We start from the raw sequence: 18,731 nt of genomic DNA on the forward strand, positions 1-18,731 counted from the left end.
TCGACGTGAAAGAGGAGACGTTACCAGCCTGCAGCCCCGAGGATTATGCCGAACCCGATGCAGCAAAACTGAAGGTATTCAGATGATTACACAGTTACATCGGCATAATCCGGGCATCGGCATAATGCATCAATCCCATATATGGAAACGTCGGATACGGGATGGTCCGCATGTTGGCCGCTTCAAACACGCCTGTCGCCGCGGGGGTCGGCTCATACCCCTCAAGCAGCCAGACCGCCTGCACCGCCACATCCGGGTCTTGGAGAATGGATGGATCGATGGCGTTCATCATGGCGATGAAGGTCGCTTGCGCGTCTTTATCGCTGATGTTCTTTGACACTGTCCAGCCATCCCACCACAGGGTCGAGGCCGGAATGTCCCCTCCCCCGACAGTCATCGGACCGGCAATCGCAAACCCGTCAATCACGTCCTGCGGCACACCATCGGCCGTTGTGAGCGTTGCGGCGCGCGACCCCCACATGTTCATCAGCGCAACGTTACCGGCGCGGAATTCCGCATTGGTCGCGTTGGAATCGTGGGTCAGGAAGTCCGGGTTCATATAGCCGCTGAGCGCCTTCATCATTTCGAGCGCCTTGACACCCGCCTCGGAATTGACGTTCGGCTCGGCGGTGCCCGGCTTGAAGAACTCCCCGCCATAACCCAGGAACATGTTGTTGAATTCCTGAGCCAAATTCCACCCGGCGGCATAGGCACCACCGACGGGATACTGCAGGATTCCCTCGTCTCGGATCCGCTGGGCAAGCTCCAGCATTTCCTCATAGGTTCTGGGCGGCTCGGCCCCGATGCGGTCGAGTATGTCCTTGCGATACACCAGATGCTGGGCATTGGCCATGAACGCGACGGCCATCACCTTGCCATCGATCGTGATCAGCTGGTTTGGGGACAAGCCTTGCCCATGTTCGGCGACCAGATCGTCGAGCGGGCGGATCAAGTCCTCGTTCAACAGCGCAACGATCGAGGAATTGGCAATGATCGCGCTCGTATACTCCGCCGGATTGCCGCTCATGCCGGCGATATTGAGTTTCTGGTGGTCGGCGGTCAGGTTCGCCTTGACCTCGACCGCATCGGTTGCGCAGGCGCTTGCCCCTTCCCCGACTGTCTGGATGGCGGGGAACTCGTTGCCGATGATGCTGACCCGGCCGCTTTCGATCCCGCAATCCGCATTGGCTGCGCCGGCCATCACGGCCAAAGCGGTTGCCAATAGTGTTTGTTTCATGCGCATTCAGACTTCCTCCCAATGCTCCCTGCGCCGCTGCGGCGCATCTTCTGCAGGCCCGGCCTCCTTGCCGGCCCCGAACCGGTTCACGGGTCAAGACGCACGCCTGTCTCGTGGTGAAACAGGTGGCAAATCGCGGCAGGAATGTGCAGTCCCACCGTTTCATCGATCTCGATCCGGTATTCCTTGCCCGCCTTGACCGACACCATCGAGCCTCTGGCCTTCACGGTGATCATCGTTGCGTCGCCGAGCAGTTCCATGGTGTAGACCGGGGCTGTGATTTCCGTTTCGCCATCGGTGCGGGCAACACTGGCGTCCTCGGCCCGGAAACCGAGCGTGATGGGCCCATCCGGCCCCGGCAGCCCGGAAATGCGGACATGATCGCCGGTGAATACGCCCCCTTGCAGGTGGCCCTCCATCAGGTTCATGGCCGGTGATCCGATGAAGCCCGCCACGAAGGTGTTCGCGGGCCGGTCGTAGATCTGCGTGGGCGTGCCGACCTGCTGAATGACACCGTGTTTCATGACGACGACCCGGTCGGCGAGTGTCATGGCCTCGATCTGATCGTGGGTGACGTAAATGGTCGTGACTTGCAGTTCATGCTGCAGATTTTTGATCTGAGCGCGCGTCGACACCCTCAGCTTGGCATCCAGGTTCGACAAGGGTTCGTCCATGAGGAAGACATTCGGTTCGCGCACGATGGCCCTTGCAAGGGCTACCCTTTGGCGCTGTCCGCCCGACAACTCCGCCGGCTTACGATGCAGGAAATCTCGTAATTCCACCATGTCGGCGGCCCGCATCACCCTGTCATCATGCGTGGCCGGGTCAACCTTCCGGACCTTCAGCGGAAAGCGGATATTCTCGTAAACATTCATGTTGGGATAAAGGCCGTAGGACTGAAACACCATGGCGATGTCGCGGTCCTTCGGTTCAAGACCGTTGACCACTCGGTCGCCGATGATGATTTGCCCCTCGGTGACATCTTCGAGACCGGCAATCATCCGCATGGTCGTTGTCTTGCCACAACCGGAGGGACCCAGCAGAACAAGGAACTCTCGGTCGGCGATCGTGAGATCGAAATTGTCGACCCCGACAAAGTTTCCCCATCGCTTGGATACATTTTTCAGCTGAATTCCGGCCAAAGCGCCCCTCCCGCACTGGCGTCCGGATGCCGCCGGCGCGTGCTTTGCCAGCGTTCGGAAACTTATGTTTTTCTAGCTAGACACAGCATCCAGTCTTTGGCAATGATTTTTTGCATACGAATGCAACCCGCCCTCGAAAGACACGCATGACCGATTTCCGTCAGGCCCCCCACACATTCTTGAACGCCCTGTTCGGACCAAGGACAGGCCCTAAGGATCCGGATCTCTCCGAGTTCCTTACGCCCTGTTCGACATGGCATCTCGCCGCGCCGGGTCAAGTCCTGACCGGCACCGACCAAGTTCTGGAAGGGTTCATCAAGCCTTTGAAAACCGCCTTGTCCGAGGTTCGCCGACGGGACGAAATCTTTATCGGCGGGCCAAACCGGCGCCCCCCTGGCGGCCAATGGATCGCGAGCCTGACCCACTATGTGGGCAACTTCGAGGCGCCGTTGTTCGGGCTGGCCCCGTCGCATCATCTGGTATTCCTGCGCGCGGGCGAGTTTTACCGGATAGAAGAGGATGGCCGGATATCCGAAGCCCGGATCCTGTTCGATCTGATCGACCTGATGCGCCAAACCCGCCGGTTTCCCTTACCCAGGGTCCTCGGCACGGAGATGCTGTTCCCAGGACCGGCCACCCATGACGGCATCCTTCCGCAAGATGACGGCCGGGGCGAAGCGACCCTCGACCTGTGCGAAGCGATGCTGGCCGATATGCGGGCATTCGATCCCGAAACCTTCACCTCGAAGGGCCAGACCGGCCCGGACGGCTACTGGGACGACGACATGCTGTGGTACGGACCGGGCGGGATCGGGGCAAATTACCGCTGGAGCGGGTTCGAGAAAGACCACCGCGCTTCCTTTCTGACCGCCTTTCCCGATCGCGTCGGCGGGAACCATTATTGCCGGATCGGCAACGCACATTACGCGGCGGTCAGCGGGTGGCCCTCCATGACCATGACCCATCAGGGCGACTATCTGGGCCAGAAAGCCGACGGCCGCGCCCTCACCTTGCGGGTCATGGATTTTTATCGCTGCGCTAACTCCAAGATCTGCGAGAATTGGGTCCTGCTCGATTATGTGGATCTGTTTGCGCAGATGGGCCGGGACCTGATCGCGGAATCAAATGCAATGATCGCCGGCACCAGCCCTTCGGGCCAAGAAGCCAAGCCGGTTTTCCCCTAATGGAACCGCACAGGGGGGACCAAAGCGGAGTTGACCCCACCCCGCCCGCTGGATACGACGTCAGGAAATAGAGATGAATCCGGGTTCATTCGCGCGCTGGATAAATCCGGCAAGCTCGGAGTTGGGAACGGCCTTCGAATACAAATAGCCCTGCAGATAGGTGCATCCAAGATCACGCAGGATGTTGCGTTGAGCCAGCGTTTCAACCCCCTCCGCCGTCACCTCCAGGCCGAGCGCCTGGGCGACTGCCAGAATGGACCGCACCACCGCGAGGGCGTCGTCGTCCTGATCCATGTTGGTAATGAACGCCCGGTCGACCTTAATCCCATCGACGGGCAACTTGCGCAAATAACTGAACGAGGAATACCCGGTCCCGAAGTCGTCGATCACAACTTTTCCGCCGTTCTTCCGGATCCATTCCAGAAACGAGATGGTTTCCTGATCATTGTTCAGGAACAGGCCTTCCGTGACCTCAAAAACGAGGCGATTCAGGGGCATCCCGGTCGCCTCGATAGCAGCGTCAATATCCGCATAGATCCGGCTCGACTGTGCCTGCTTGGGTGACAGGTTCAGGTTGAGATGAATGCCGTCCGTGTTGCGGCCCATTGCCATGTAGTCGCTCATCGCGGATTTCAACATCCACGCGCCCACATCCAGAATCATGCCGCTTGCCTCGGCCGCCTCGATCATCCGCTGGGTGTTCAGGAAGTCACCCGCCGACGTTCGGAACCGCATCAAGGCCTCACACGAGTAAAGATTTTCCGTATCCGCCTGGAGGATGGGCTGAAAATAGACGAGGAACTCGGTCTTGCCCGCGGTGCCGGTCAACAGGGAGGTCAGGCGCAACCGTTCAAACGCAACCTCTTGCATCGCCGGATTGAAAACGGCGTAGGTTCCGATCCCACGCTGACGAAGATCGTTGAGCGCAATGGATGCGTACCGGGCCAACTGCTCGGGATCGTCGCCATGATCGCCCGAATTCGCGATCCCAACCCGCATGCGGATGTTGAAGACGTTGTCACCCACCGTGATCGGTTCGTTGAACAGCCCTTCAATGACATCGACAACCTGGGACAGCCGCTCCGCGGGCACCGCATCCAGCACAATCAAAAACTCATCGACTTCCTTGCGGGCCACAACATGGGCGTTTGGGAAGCCGGACTTCAGACGTATGCCGACCTTTTTCAGGAACTGTCCGATTTTTTCATCGCCAATGCCGTGCTCGATCATCCGGAAGCGCTGAATGTCCAACAAAAGAACGCTCAGAGCGCGGCCGGTGCCGTGAACGCGCCGGAATTTTTCCAAGAACGCGGCGTAACTGTAGAGCCCGGTGACGTGATCTTCATAGGCCAGCCGATGGATATGTTCCATCAGCGCGGTTTTTTCATAGCCGAGCCGGCTGTTCATCACAAACAGCTGCAGGACCTCTTCGCCAAGCAACCGTTGCAAAACGGCATACGGGATCCCCACGTGGATTGCCGCGCGCAATCCACCCCGGGTCTTCAAGGCAAGACAAGAGCTGAAGGGTTGGTGCTGTGTTTCACCGGTGGCGATGCATGCCATGATGGAATTGCGGACTTCCTCCGACGGGATGGCTTCCAACGGCCGGTCGACCATGCCGACATAAGCGCCGGCTGCCGCAAGAACCCGGATCGCAGGACGCTCTTCTTCCCCCGTGTCCCGGTCCACCGCGCACACCAGTCCTTCCGGCGCAACACCCACCAGGCTGCCGATCTGTTCGAGCACCCCTCCGGCAAAATCCCGGACGGAGTTCTTTTCAACAAGATCGGCGAAATGGAGATTGAGGGTTTTGAGATTGCAGCGGTTGTTTTCCAGATCCGTCAGGAGTTTGAACCCCCGCAACCCGGTCACGATGGTCGTGACCAGTTTGGCCCGCGTGAGTTCGGACTTTTCCTTGTAATCATCGATTTCGTATTTCTGGATGACATCGATCTGCGGCGCGTATCCAGGCTGGCCAGTCCGCAGAACCAGGCGGATCAGGGGGTTTGCGAGATCGTGCCGGATCCAGCTCACCAGGTCGAGGCCGGCGGTGTCCGTCTCCATGACGACATCGATCAAGGCGACCGCAATGTCCTTGTTTTCTTCCAGAACCGGCTTTGCCTCGGCCATCGACAGGGCATGATAAAGCTTGAGCCCGCGCTCCTCGAGACGGCAGCCACTCAATGCGATCCGTGTCGCCTCGTGGACCTCCTGATCGTCATCCACAATCAGGACTTTCCAGGGCGCGAGCGTTGTCGGCGTTGCCTTACGTTCCGATTTGGCGAGAAAATCCATCGGCATACAGACTTACCTTTCGTGCGCTAGGCCGCATCACGTGCATTTGCGAGGGTGGCCGGAAGCTCGATGGAAAACGTCGTTCCAGACCCCACTTCGGATTTCACCGATATTTGTCCTTGAAGAACTTCCGTGACCAGCCGGTAGACGATCGCCATGCCCAAACCGGAACCTCCTTTGCCGAACTTGGTGGTGAAGAACGGCTCGAAGAGCCGCTTGAGATTCTTCTCAGGAATGCCGCAGCCGTGGTCCCGGCATTCGATGATAACACCCCCGCCTCCCGAACAAAGGCGGCTCGAAAGAACCACGTCACCTGAGGCCATGTTTTCATAGGCATGCTTCACCGCGTTCTCGACAAGGTTGGTCACGATCTGACTGACGGCACCCGGGTAGCTGTTGATCACGGTATTTGCGGCAAGCTCTGTGCGAACAACGTAGGGGGTTTTGCGCAAGCTCGGCTGCAAGGTGGCAATGGTTTCGGTGATGATGTGATCGATATTGAACTCGCGCTTCTTTTCGCTTTGCCGGTCAACGGCCACCTGGCGGAAGTTCTGAACCAGTTCACGGGCGCGCCCGAGTGTCTTTTCGATCACTGCAGAGGCTTCGGCGATACGGATCAGTTCCTCGCGCAAGTGCTCCAGAGTGAGCGTTTCGCGATCCAGTTCCCCTTGAACAACCGCGCAGGCCTCCGAAATCGTCGTCGCGGACATGAGACCGTTGCCCAGCGGTGTGTTCAACTCATGAGACACCCCTGCAACCAGAGCCCCGAGCGCCGCAAGATTGTCGGCTTGAATGAGTTCTTCCTGAACTGTCTTGAGCTGCGTGGTACGCTGTTCGACGAGTTCCTCAAGATTGGTCTGGTAGTCCTGAATCTTCAAAAGATCCGCATGCCGGCGCTGCACCATGGTTTGAAGCGCCGAGGCCATGACCCCTATTTCATCATCGCGGCCCGGCATCAGTTCCATCTTCGGCGGAGATTCGATCAATCGCGGCGTTGTCAGGTAGTTCACGACATTCGACAGCGGCAATCCGATCAGGCGATGGAAAATCACCCGGATGATCACACCGAGAATGAAGATGTACAAGACAATGCTGAGCACGGTCGAGAAGACGACAGACGTGACCTGGTTGTAGATTTCGCCGCGATCGATCACGAAGAACACCGATCCGATGTAGTTCGCGTTTGCGTATTGGGCGGGACTGACAAGATCGTATTTCAGCGCGGTATCGCGCAAATCCGGTTCGGGAATGCCGTACTTGCCGGTGTCGGGCGTTTCGACCCAAACGCTGCGCACGGCTTGAAGGCTCAACAGCCCGTCCACGATCTGCTGCGCGGAGGCTTCGTTGATCGACCACACGGCACGCTCAAGCGGTTCTTTTGAAGCTTGAAACAGGGATTGCGTGGTGGTGATGGCGCGATCCAGTTCCCTGTCCCAAAGATATTTTGTCAAGCCGGCGATGAATACCAGACCGAGAATTGCGAAAGAACCGAGCGTATAAAGGATGAAAGTGCGCGAAAGACTTCGCTTGGGATGCATCGTCGGTTCATCGACCTTGACTGTTGCCGCATTCATGACGTCAGCCCCGCTCCCTGATGACACGGTAACTATTGACAAGACTCAAGACCGATTTCCGAAGAAACGCTCGGCTGCCCGGTATCCAGCATAAGCCGGGATTCCTTGCCAAATTACCTATCGACCAGAAAATCTTGTAAAAAGTGATGTCCTTTTGAAACGTCATCCGCCCGGCAAACCGCCCATCTTTCACCTCTCTTGGGTCAAAGGCTTGCACGGCAGAACTGAAGAATCCAATAATTTTGACCAAAATTTCTTCTGTTCCGGATCACGCACCCCGAATCTTGTTAAAAGTAACTAAGCAAAGCTTAAAAAGCTTTACCGAAGAGTTCCCGCCGATACTGGTTTCACTGGCTTGTGGCCGTCAGCGGTCATCAGGATCGCCGCCGGCCGGATCCGGCATCCATGTGGCGCAAATTGGATGAGACCGGTCGAGGGGCAGTGAAACGGTTTGCGCCGTTCGAGCGGACAGATAGATGGCCGCGACAAGTTCGATGGACCGGATCCCGGAGCTCATATCGACAAGACCTGCGTCCATTCCGGCAAGCGAACTGGCAATGGCATCGAACAGACCGGCGAACCCTTCGGGCCGCGCGGCGGCCTCGCCCTTTGATCGCGCGACAACCCGATCGATCTCGGCTTGCCTTTCGGGATCACGGGCCGTGAACCGCCACTCCCCTTCTCCGGGCGTGTAGGGCTCGCGGGCGCTTTCGGCGGTCAGGTGTTCAAACACCAGGCGAAAGCGCGTTTCGTCCCGGGCGCTGCCGAGCGTCACGGACGATGTGACCAGCCCGCCGGATTGGGTGGTCATCGCAAGCGCGGCGCAGTCTTCGGTCTCGATCGGATTGACCCGCGTGTCGACCATGGCGCAGACCGAGGTGATGTGGCCGAAATACTGGGCAACGAGGTCATGATTGTGAATGGCGTGACCCAGGATCGCGCCGCCACGTTCGGTGGCCCATTTGCCGCGCCAGGGCACTGCGTAATAGTCAGCCCCCCGGTTCCAATGGGTTTCGGCCGTTGCGACCAGAGGCCGGCCGGCGAGGCCGCTGTCAACCAAGGCCGTGAGCTGATAAAGCGCCCGTCCGTAACGGTATTGAAAGACCGGGAAGAACATGCGCCCGGCGGCGGCGGCCGCAGCCGCGATCCCGTCCGCCTCCAGAACGCTTCCGGCGATCGGCTTTTCACAGATCACATGCATGCCGGCGGCAAAGGCTTTCGCCGCGACCGGACCATGCAGGTGCGGCGGAAGGCAAATGTCGACAATATCGATATCCGGTGCGGCCAACACCGCTTCCAGATCGGTCTCGACCCGGCACCCCGGCACCTGTCCGGCAAGGTTCGCGGCCTTCCCGGGATCGAGGTCGCAGATCGTTCGGACATTGAAACGGTCGGTCAACTGCAGGAAACCGGCAAGGTGTTTCTCACCAATCCCCGCTCCCAGAATCGCAACACGGTGCGGCGTAGGCTCAACCATTTCTTGCCAGATTCCCCAGACGCTCGGCTTTTTCCTGGGCCTCAAGAGCCAGTTCCATCACCTTGAAACAGTGGCTTTGCGCCATCGCCGTTTCCGTCCGATCCCGCACATCCGAAGCAAGACGGTCGAAATAGGTCAGCGGTTCCTTCGAAGCGTCGAAATATTCATACCGCTCGCCATTCACGAGGAACACATGATCCGTGCCGTCCCGGCCGCACAGGTCGACATATTTCCGCAGCTCGATTGTCCCATCCGTTCCAAGGATGGTCAGGCGCCCGTCGCCCCAGGTTGGCAGGGCATCCGGCGTATACCAGTCAACCCGGATATAGCCGCTGCCATTCTCGCTGCGGATCAGGATCTCGCCGAAATCCTGAAGGCCGGGATCGTCCGGATTGGCGAAGTTTCCAACGCTTGAGCTCACGATGGACGCATCGCTGGAGCCAGTGAAGAACAGGAACTGATCGATCTGATGGGACGCGATGTCCGTCAGGATGCCGCCATACTGGTCTTCCTGGAAGAACCACTGCGGGCGCAGCGGACGGTTCAAGCGGTGCGGTCCCAGCCCTACGGTCTGCACAACCCGTCCGATCGCGCCGTCAGCGATCAGTTCCGCCGCCTTGGCGACCGCCGGCACCTCGAACCGTTCTGAAAAATCAATGGACCAGATCCGGCCGGTCTGTGCGACCACTTCCTTGATCTCCGCAAGCTGGTCCTTTGTGGTGCACCCGGGCTTGTCAGTCATGACATCCTTGCCGGCGCGCATCGCCTCAATGGCTCTTTCGGCCCGGCGGGCCGGAATATCCGCCAGCAGGATCAGATCCACCTCGGGGTCGTCAAGCAGCGCCCGTCGATCACGGACCCGGGGAATATCGGGAAAGCGGGTTTGGAACCCCTCGACCGGTTGCGGCTCGCCCTCCGTCCACCAGCCCGCGCAGGTCGCGCCCGCCTTCAGCATTCCCTCAAGCTGGCCAAAAATATGACGGTGATCGACACCGATCACGGCAACCTTCAAATCGGACATGGATTGGTCTTTCTGGACATGGGGTCAGTCAATGGTTACAGCGCGCCGGTCCTTCGAGGATTGGACGAGCGCATCGATCAGACGATGAACATGAAGAGCTTCCCGGCCGGACACATCAACCGGCTCTCCGGCAAGCACCCGGCTTGCAAACGAACGGATCAGGTCCCGGTGCCAGCCATGGGGAAAGGCCATCGGATCGGCACCGCCGCCCGTGCCCGCGGTTTCGCCCCAGGTCTGCACCCGGCCGTCGCGGTAGCGGACCGTCAGCACACCCGATTGAAGATGCGCGCTAGCCCTGGTTCCGTCGAGAGTGATGGATTCCGCATCGCCGGGAAAAGACGCAGTCGTCGCCATGACCGATCCGACCGCCCCGGACGCGAAGCGGAGCCCGCCGGCAACAAAGTCTTCTGCTTCCATCTTGTGAAAGCGTGTCGTCGCCGAGACAGCCTGCACCTCGGATACCGGCCCGGTCATGGAGAGCATCAGATCAAGCGTATGGATCGCCTGGGAAATTAGAACCCCGCCGCCATCGCGCTCGTAGCTGCCGCGCCCCGGCTCGTCATAATAGGCCTGTGCCCGCCACCAGGGAACCGACACCCGCACCATGCCGATCTCGCCCAGATCGCCCGCGTCGATCAACGACTTCAGGGTTCGGGAGACCTCACGGAACCGGTGCTGGAAAACGATGCCGAGTTGAACCTTTGCCGCTTCGCACATCCGGACAAGCCCTTCGGCGGCTCCGGTCGTCCGTTCGACCGGCTTTTCCATCAGAATGTGCTTGCCCGCCCGGGCGAAGGTCTCCACAAGGGCCTGCCGCTGGTTGGGCGGTGTGATGATCAGCGCGGCGTGAACATCTGGATCGGCAACCAGTTGCTCCAGTGCGGCCGCTTCCGGAAAACCATGCTCTTGCGCGAAAGCGAACCTTTTTTCCTGCGTTCGCGAGTAGACGCCCTTGACCTCGATGAGGTCTTGAAGGTCCTTCAGCGCGCGCGCATGCGGCAGCGCAGCCATGCCTGTCCCGATGACGGCCAGTCCCAACTTGCCGCTCATGTGGGCAACCCGTTGGCCAGAACATTTCCGTCCGCGCCGAAAACATGCATTTTCGAGCGGTCGAATTTGAGATGAATCACCTGACCGCGTTCGACCGGCAACTGGCCGAGTTGATGCACCGTCAGCTGCGGCAATCCGTCGGCGGAGCAATAGAGATAGGTCTCTCCCCCGAGCTGTTCGGATAGCTCGACAGTAGCGGTCACATCCGCGTCGTCTTCACCTGTGATCGCAATATGCTCCGGACGCACGCCGTAAGTCGCCGAAGATTGCGCTTCCAAGCCGGGAACCTCCGGGACCCGGATCGTTTGCGCGCCGCTGACAAGATCGAAACCGGTCCCATTCGCGGCAACCCTGGCCTCAACCAAATTCATGCGCGGCGAGCCGATAAAACCGGCGACGAACGTGTTCCTCGGCTTGTTGTAAAGATCGAGCGGCTTGCCCGCCTGCGCAACATTGCCGCCAGACAATACCACGATCGTGTCAGCCAGCGTCATGGCCTCCACCTGATCATGTGTCACATAAATCATGGTCCCGCCGAGCTTGGCATGCAGACCGGCCAGTTCCTTGCGCATGGCAACCCGAAGTTCCGCATCGAGGTTCGACAATGGCTCATCGAACAAGAACGCCTTTGGATCGCGGACAATGGCACGGCCGATCGCCACCCGCTGGCGTTGCCCCCCCGAAAGCGCTTTCGGGCGCCTTTGAAGATAGGGTTCGATCTGAAGGAGACGGGCAGCTTCCGTCACCCGCTTGTCGATTTCTTCCCGCGGCATCTTCGCGTTCTCAAGGCCGAAAGCCATATTCTTATATACGCTCATATGAGGATAAAGCGCATAGGACTGAAACACCATGGCGAGGCCTCGCTCGGAAGCGGGGACGGTATTCACCACCTCGCCGTCAATCACGACTTCGCCGCCGCTGACCTTCTCCAACCCCGCGATAATCCGCAGCAGCGTCGATTTTCCGCAACCCGACGGGCCTACGAAAACGACGAATTCGCCGCTATGGATCTCCAGGTCTATGCCGTGGATGACTTCGACCTCGCCATAGGCCTTGACCACCTTGTTCAGTTTTATCTCGGTCATTGTGTCCCCTTGCCCACGCTTACCGGCTGCGGGCCATGGCCGCTTGGCGCGGCTCTGCCTTTTGCATGCGAAGCGGCGGCAGACCTTTCAGGATCTGCCGGATATCGTCCATCATCATGTCGCGGATCCGTGCGTAGGAGGCCTCCAGCCCGCCCGCCAGATGCGCAGTGAAAAGAACATTGGCGGTAGCCCGGACCTCGGACTCCGCCGGCACCGGCTCTTGCGGAAAGACATCGACCGCAGCCCGGAAACGGCCATTGCCCGCAAGCTCCAGGAACGCGTCGAAATCGACCACCTCCGCGCGCGAGGCCAGAACGACCGACGCGTCCGGCGCGATCCGCTCCAAGCGCGCCCGGTCCAGAAAACCTTCATTCTCGCTGGTTGCCCCAGCCAGCACAAAGATCACATCCGATGTTTCCAGCAGATCATCGAGGCCGGCGGCCCGCAGCCCTTCGATTTCCAGATACCGATCGGACAGCCATGGATCGTGCGCGATCAAGTCGCATCCGAACGGCCTTAGAAGCGGCACCAGCGCACGGCCCAGATTGCCATAGCCGATCAAGCCGACCCGCGCGCCAAAAAGGGTCTTGGCCTTGCCGTTTCCACCAATGCCGTAGGCTTCATGCCCACCGCGGAACAAAGTGTCGGCGGCCGCGAGCCCGCGCAGGAGAGAAATGGCTTGTCCGAGGCAGTACTCGGCAACCGCCGGCGCCATGGCGGGCGCCGCGGACAGGACATGAATGCCCCGGCGGTGGGCCTGCGCGTAGTCGATGTTCGGCTCCCAGTTGGCCTTGACGTTCAAGATCGCCTTCAGGTGCGGCGCGCGGTCCAGCCGTTCCACGGGCATGGCCGTCTGGCCGACAATGATGTCCACTTCCGGCAGAACACTCTCGACCAGATCGTCCGGCGCGCGTGAGCCGAAGTGACTGACAACCCGGCCAAGCTGCCGGCATCCCGCCGCCACGTCCGCGGTGAATACCATCGCCTCGGTGCGGGGAAACGGATCGAAGAAGATCAGCGGCGTGTTGTCCATCATTTCATCCCCGAAGAGGCAATGCCGGTGGTGATGAACCGCTGCAGGAACGCAAAGACCAGCACCACGGGAATGAGGGTCACGACGGTCATGGCCAGCACATAATGCCACTGGACATCCAGCTCGCCCTGAAAGGCGTTGAGACCGATCTGCAGCGTATAAACCTCGTTGCGGGTGAGAACGACCAACGGCCAAAGGAAATCATTCCACCGCCACATGACCGAAAAGATCGCGAGCACCGCGATTGCGGGAAGCGAGAGCGGCAGCACGATCCGCCAATAGATCGTCCACTCGCTCGCCTTGTCCATCCGCGCCGCCTCGATGAGATCCTTGGGAATGGTGAGCATGTATTGCCGCAACAGAAAGACGCCGGTCGGCGTTGCGGCTCCGGGCAGGATGACCGCCCAAAGGGTGTTGACCATCCCAAGCTGGGTCACGACCAGATAGGTTGGCACAAGAACAATGGTCACCGGAATCATCAGCGTTCCGATGACAAAAAGCATGATGGCGTTGCGGCCCTTGAAATCGTAGATCGCCAGACCGTAGGCCGCCATGGAATTGATCAGCAGCGTGATCACCGTCGCAACGACTGTGACGATGACCGAATTTTGCAGGTATCTCAGGAAGTTGAAGGTTTCGAGAGGGTCGATGTAGTTTTCGGTCGCAACGCGCATTTCGCGGATTGGCTCGCGTGTGTTGATCGGCACGCTGACCCGCTCACCCGGGTTTTCCGGATCGACCATCTGCGCCATGATCCCGATCCGCCGGATCTGGGCGAGTTCCTTCACTGTCCCGTCTTCCATCGTCACGGCGAACAGGGGGAGCGGGTCGTCATACCCCTCCACCTGCACCTCGATCTGGCCAAGCGGCAGGAGCGTGGGCGGAAACTCAAGCAGGCCCGCGGGTGTCTTGAAGGAGGACAGCACCAGCCAGACGACGGGGCCGAACATCAACAGGACGCCCAGAACAAGGTAGACATAGGTGAAGACATCGGTCCAATGCCACTGTCCACCCTCGCGCCGGCGGGTCAGGAAGCCGAGAACGGGGCGGCCGGAGCTGGAAGTCGAAGCCATGGTCATCGGTCAGCCCTCATCCTTGCGCCGGGTAACGGCGAGTTGCACAATCGTGAGGGCGAACAGGACCACACCGAGGACGACCGAAGCCGCCGAAGCCAGTCCGAAATTCTGGACCTGATTGGCAAAGCCGGTGGTGTAGATGTACTGGACGATGAACTGGGTCGCCGTGCCGGGCCCGCCGCCGGTCAGAACAAAAACCTCATCGAAAATCTGGACGGCCTTGATCAGGGCCAGAACGATGACCACCAGCATGTTGGGCCACAGCAATGGCAGTGTGATCCGCCAGAACACGCGTTCCTTGCTTGTGCCATCCATTTCCGCCGCTTCGTAAAGGTCGGGCGGAATGGCCTGAAGGCCCGCCAGCAGGATCAGTGTGTAAAAGCCCATATGCGCCCAAACTGAGACGAAGATCGCCCAGAACATCGACCATGTCGGGTCGACGAAGAACAGAATCCGTTCGAGCCCCATCGACACGAGGGCGGCATTCAGCACGCCATCCCGCAGCAAGATCCATTTCCAGATCAGAGCGACAACAACCGGCGACAGGAGAACCGGAAAAAAGAACACGGCCCGGAAAAAGCCGCGCCCGCGGATTTCGCGGTTCAAGATCAAGGCCGTGATCAACGAGAACAGCACCATGAACCCGACCTGGAAAAACACGAAGGTGCCCGTGTTGTAGATTGCCCGCCAGAAGCGGTCTTCCCGGCAGGTGGTCGGGTCGAGATGATTGCCGCACTCCAGCAGGTATCCATATTGCTCCGCGCCCACATAGGGCCGGTCCTGCAGGAAAAGATTGGTGCCGCCCGTGACCGAAAAGCCAATGCTCAGGATCAGGGGCGTGATGACGAAGATCCCGAAAAACGCAAGGTTGGGAAACAGGAAGACATAAGGCATCGCGCCGATGCCCAGGATCCGCTGAAGAAAGCGCAAAGGCCATTCAAACAGCCTGAAAAAGGCCATCGCCGGCAGCGCCAGGATCGCATAGACGCGATCGGACAGGCGGACCGGCTCGGCACGCGGATCGGTATCAAAAGCCATGGGCGCGCGTTCGCTTCACATTCAAATGAAAATGCTCAAAGGACGTCTCCGGCCGGACACACGATCCGGCCGGAGTACGCAGACTTGATCAGTTCTCGCGTTGCTTTTCCGCGATTTGCTGCTCTACGTCCTGGGTCATGCGGTCGAATGCCTGATCGAGGGTCAGTTCACCCACAATGGCCTCGCCGAGCCGCGAGATGAGCGCGTTGAACATAACGCGATTGTGGACATAGCCTTGCAGGTCGAAGGCGATCGGTGAAATGCCCGGAACTGCGGAAGCGAATGTCAGCAGCGCGTGCTCGGCCCGCGGGTCCTCGGTCTGGAAATCGACGCCGCTTTTGGCAAGCCCGAGATGGCCCGGGATGAACAATGTCCGGCCGTAGAATTCGTTGAGAACTTCCTCGGAGGACAGGTAATCCATCAGCTTGCCGACCTCCTCGGGGTGTTCGGAGGTTTTCAGCGCCACAAGAGCCGCGCCGCCCGGCATGCCCGTGCAAGCGGCCGGACCACATGGCGCTGGTACGGCCCACCAGTCGAACGCGTCGCCGATCTTTTCGGCAAATTGCGGAATCTGCCAGGAGCCGCTCATGTACAAGACGGTCTGGGCGTTGGCGAATTCCTCATTTGCCCCAAGATACTGGGAACCGGAAACCGACCCCCAAAGCTCCTTGGCCATCGTGCCGTCCTGGTGCCAGTCGTAGAGCATCGTGGCCATGGCCTTCAGCCCGTCATCGACCAGCGCCGGTCCGCCATCGGCATCGAACATTCCCGCTCCCATCGAGATGGCCGGGCCGGCCACCCGGTGACCGGAGCGATCCCAAGCCATTGGAATCGGAATGTCGAGCTTTTCAGCCACCTCGCGGCTGGCGGCTGCCCAGTCGCTCCAGGTCGCGTTCTCGCCCGGCATGGCAACGCCAGCCTGTTCGAACAGGGTCTTGTTCACATAGGGGCCCGTCACGGTGAGCTGCGTCATGAACCCTGAAATCTGCGGCTCCGCACCAACCGGCTGCATCCATTTCAGGAAGGGACCGAAGTTCTCCCGCCAGTAATCCGGATTGGAGATGTAGGGCGTGAGATCCATGTAATATTGCGACAACCCTCCCAGATCCGTCACACGTGCGAGATCAGGCCCCTCACCGGCCGCCAGCTGGACGGGCAGACTTTCGAGGATCGCCTTGTAGGGCAGAACGTCGAGAACGACGTTGATGTCGGGATTGTCGGCGTTGAAGCGATCCAGGATGTCCTGCATCACCTCGCCCTCGATCCCATCGTTGTACCAGGCCATGCGGAGTTCCGTCTCCGCGAAGGCGGCACCCGCGGTAAGCGCGGCCGAAGCCACGCCGGCCGCCAGCGCTATGCGAAATTGCTTTGTCATTTCCATTTCCTCCCAGTGTTCTGGTATACTAGTACACCTTGATATGCCGTTCAATCGCGGCGTCGCGATCAATTCGCCCGCGATCTTTCCCCTTTCCCCTCCCGCATGGGCGACGCTGCCGTCCCCAACGCATCCTTCCCCATCAGGACCGACCTGACATGCGCGTCCATTTCACAGGCGGCGCCCAAGGCATCCCCGGCGCGGATCCGGTCCAGAATGGCCATGTGATTTTTGAAGGCCGCCAGTGAGCGGCCCGGAATGGACGACATCAACGCCAGCCTTTGACGATCCACATGGGCCTTCACCGATTGCGCGAGCCGCCAGGCGCGGGGCATGTCGGCCATGTCGGACAGCATGTGATGAAAACCTTCGTCGAGCTTGAAAAAGGTCGCGTAGTCATCCGCCTCGGCCGCCCTTTGCTGCATGGCGAGATTGCCCGCGATCAGTGTTTCGTCGATACCGGTCTCGCACAGACGGCGCACGACGGCCGCCTCCAGAGCTGCGCGGATCAGGACAGCTTCCAGGATCTGCGCCTCATCGACACGCGCGACCACGGACCCCACCTGCGGACGGGTCACGATGAGCCCTTCCGCGGCGAGTTGCTGCATGGCTGCCCGTAATGGCGTCCGGCTGACCGCACACATGCGCGACACGTCGCTTTCGTTGACGCTCGCCCCGGGGGGCAGCCGATTGTCGATGATCCGCTCGCGCAAAATGCGATAGAGCTGAGGAGCAATGGCCGCCGACCGGTCGATCTCGACACCGGACAGGGCCTCCTCCAGCCGGGTGTCGTCCTGCGGGTCAGCCTGGGTCATGAACGGCCTCCCTCCGAACGCCGGGCTCCAGACCGAAAGACGGCGCCCCTGCTGAAAGGGCTGTCATCACCCCGCGCAGTTCCGCAAGTCCCTTCAAGCGGCCGATCGCCGGGTATCCAGGCTGGCCGCAACGGCCAAGATCATCCAGGATATCCTGCCCATGATCGGGACGCATTGGGATCTCCCAATCGGCCCGCCCTTCCCGCTTGCGCCGGGCCTCCTCTTCCAGAACGGCGGCGATCACGGCGACCATATCGGTCTGGCCGGCCAGATGCTCGTCTTCAAAGAAGGAACAGGGCACGGTTTCGGTATCGCGGGTCACATTGCGCAAATGCAGGAAATGGATCTTCGGTCCAAACCGGCGCACCATTGCGGCACACTCATTGTCCGGCCGGGCGCCCAAAGAGCCGGTACAAAGCGTCATGCCCGCCGCGGGACTGTCGACCGCGTCGAACAGGGCGGCATAGTCGTCGGATGTCGACATGATGCGCGGCAGACCCAGAAGCGGAAAAGGAGGATCATCCGGGTGGCAGCACATACGCAGACCGAGGCGCTCGCACAAGGGCACGATGTGGCCGAGGAAATCGACGTGGTGCCGCCGCAACACCGCCGTGTCCATTGAACCATACGCCGCTAGTTGCTCGCGGACAGTGTCGAGCGTCCAGCGCTCAGCTGAGCCCGGAAGACCGGCAAGGACGTTTGAGGCAAGCTGTTGGCGCGCATCCTTGCCCATCATCTCGAACCGGGCGCGGGCGGCTTCTTTCGTTTCGTGATGGTAGTCCGCTTCGGCACCCGGGCGGGCCAGGAGATGAAGATCGAAGGCCGCAAAATCGATCAAATCGAACCGCATGGCGGTTCCGCCGTGAGACACCCGCCAGGCCAGATCTGTGCGGGTCCAGTCGAGAACGGGCATGAAATTATAGCAGATTGTCGAAATTCCGGCGTGCGCGAGGTTTTCGAGGGACTGCTCATATGCGGTCAAATGCTCGCGCCACGGACCAGTCTGAGTCTTGATGGCCTCGGAAACCGGCAGGCTTTCGACCACGTCCCATGTAAGGCCCGTTGGCCGGTCCGGCGGTCCCGCGACCTGTCGCTGACGCTCGGCGATTTCATCGCGCGTCCAGACCATTCCCGCGGGAACATGGTGCAGGGCCGTGACAACACCCTGTGCGCCGGCCTGTCTGATATCGGAAAGCGAAACCCGGTCCGTTGGACCGAACCACCGCCACGTCTGCCGCATTCTTGTCGCCCTGCCACCGGAATACTAGTGTACAAGACTACTCAAACAAACCCGAACCGCAAGAGGCTTCCCGTGCTACCGGATCGAAT

15 protein-coding genes are annotated in these 18,731 nt (G+C 60.1%); 1 reads left to right on the forward strand and 14 read right to left on the reverse strand.

Annotated features, from left to right (window positions below; all coding sequences use genetic code 11):
- Positions 1 to 94: 94 nt before the first annotated feature.
- Together F0184_RS14785 and F0184_RS14790 are read right to left on the reverse strand one after the other, a co-directional pair.
- Positions 95 to 1,243: an ABC transporter substrate-binding protein gene (locus F0184_RS14785; RefSeq protein ID WP_150496981.1), complete on the reverse strand. Its 1,149-nt coding sequence runs from the start codon at positions 1,241 to 1,243 to the stop codon at positions 95 to 97.
- An 80-nt stretch (positions 1,244 to 1,323) separates the two neighbouring features.
- Positions 1,324 to 2,379, reverse strand: coding sequence for an ABC transporter ATP-binding protein (locus F0184_RS14790; protein ID WP_150496982.1), 1,056 nt, complete (start codon positions 2,377 to 2,379; stop codon positions 1,324 to 1,326).
- Positions 2,380 to 2,525: 146 nt separating this feature from the next.
- Between F0184_RS14790 and F0184_RS14795 the strand changes: the two genes are divergently transcribed.
- The gene (locus F0184_RS14795) at positions 2,526 to 3,563 is read left to right on the forward strand and encodes an ester cyclase (protein WP_150496983.1); all 1,038 of its coding nucleotides are present in this window, start codon (positions 2,526 to 2,528) and stop codon (positions 3,561 to 3,563) included.
- A 60-nt stretch (positions 3,564 to 3,623) separates the two neighbouring features.
- Here F0184_RS14795 and F0184_RS14800 read toward each other — a convergent pair whose 3' ends face one another.
- From F0184_RS14800 to uxuA, 12 genes are all read right to left on the reverse strand, one after another.
- On the reverse strand, positions 3,624 to 5,864 hold the full coding sequence (locus F0184_RS14800) for a two-component system response regulator (protein ID WP_208998499.1): 2,241 nt from the start codon (positions 5,862 to 5,864) through the stop codon (positions 3,624 to 3,626).
- Positions 5,865 to 5,884: 20 nt separating this feature from the next.
- Positions 5,885 to 7,432, reverse strand: a complete 1,548-nt coding sequence (locus F0184_RS14805; RefSeq protein WP_150496984.1) for a sensor histidine kinase — start codon at positions 7,430 to 7,432, stop codon at positions 5,885 to 5,887.
- Positions 7,433 to 7,796: 364 nt separating this feature from the next.
- Positions 7,797 to 8,909 carry a Gfo/Idh/MocA family protein gene (locus tag F0184_RS14810; protein WP_150496985.1) on the reverse strand — a complete coding sequence of 371 codons (1,113 nt, stop codon included), beginning with the start codon at positions 8,907 to 8,909 and terminating at the stop codon, positions 7,797 to 7,799.
- Positions 8,902 to 9,930, reverse strand: coding sequence for a Gfo/Idh/MocA family protein (locus tag F0184_RS14815; RefSeq protein WP_150496986.1), 1,029 nt, complete (start codon positions 9,928 to 9,930; stop codon positions 8,902 to 8,904). Before F0184_RS14815 ends, F0184_RS14810 begins: the two co-directional genes overlap by 8 nt.
- A 24-nt stretch (positions 9,931 to 9,954) precedes the next feature.
- The gene (locus tag F0184_RS14820; protein ID WP_150496987.1) at positions 9,955 to 10,980 is read right to left on the reverse strand and encodes a Gfo/Idh/MocA family protein; all 1,026 of its coding nucleotides are present in this window, start codon (positions 10,978 to 10,980) and stop codon (positions 9,955 to 9,957) included.
- Positions 10,977 to 12,065, reverse strand: a complete 1,089-nt coding sequence (locus F0184_RS14825) for an ABC transporter ATP-binding protein (protein ID WP_150496988.1) — start codon at positions 12,063 to 12,065, stop codon at positions 10,977 to 10,979. The genes F0184_RS14820 and F0184_RS14825 overlap by 4 nt, the downstream gene beginning before the upstream one ends.
- A gap of 19 nt (positions 12,066 to 12,084) precedes the next feature.
- The gene (locus F0184_RS14830; protein ID WP_150496989.1) at positions 12,085 to 13,101 is read right to left on the reverse strand and encodes an NAD(P)-dependent oxidoreductase; all 1,017 of its coding nucleotides are present in this window, start codon (positions 13,099 to 13,101) and stop codon (positions 12,085 to 12,087) included.
- Entirely contained in the window at positions 13,098 to 14,171 is a 1,074-nt protein-coding gene (locus F0184_RS14835; RefSeq protein WP_150497140.1) for a carbohydrate ABC transporter permease, read from the reverse strand. Before F0184_RS14835 ends, F0184_RS14830 begins: the two co-directional genes overlap by 4 nt.
- 9 nt (positions 14,172 to 14,180) lie before the next feature.
- Positions 14,181 to 15,212: a carbohydrate ABC transporter permease gene (locus tag F0184_RS14840; protein ID WP_172972121.1), complete on the reverse strand. Its 1,032-nt coding sequence runs from the start codon at positions 15,210 to 15,212 to the stop codon at positions 14,181 to 14,183.
- Between the two features lie 88 nt (positions 15,213 to 15,300).
- Entirely contained in the window at positions 15,301 to 16,587 is a 1,287-nt protein-coding gene (locus F0184_RS14845; RefSeq protein WP_150496990.1) for an ABC transporter substrate-binding protein, read from the reverse strand.
- 68 nt (positions 16,588 to 16,655) lie between these two features.
- Positions 16,656 to 17,402, reverse strand: a complete 747-nt coding sequence (locus tag F0184_RS14850; RefSeq protein WP_150496991.1) for a GntR family transcriptional regulator — start codon at positions 17,400 to 17,402, stop codon at positions 16,656 to 16,658.
- Positions 17,389 to 18,642 (reverse strand): mannonate dehydratase, encoded by a 1,254-nt coding sequence (gene uxuA / locus F0184_RS14855; protein WP_150496992.1) that lies wholly within the window; start codon positions 18,640 to 18,642, stop codon positions 17,389 to 17,391. The genes F0184_RS14850 and uxuA overlap by 14 nt, the downstream gene beginning before the upstream one ends.
- Positions 18,643 to 18,731 lie beyond the last annotated feature (89 nt).

Source organism: Roseibium aquae (assembly GCF_008711285.1).
In the GTDB taxonomy this organism is placed as follows: Bacteria; Pseudomonadota; Alphaproteobacteria; order Rhizobiales; family Stappiaceae; genus Roseibium; species Roseibium aquae.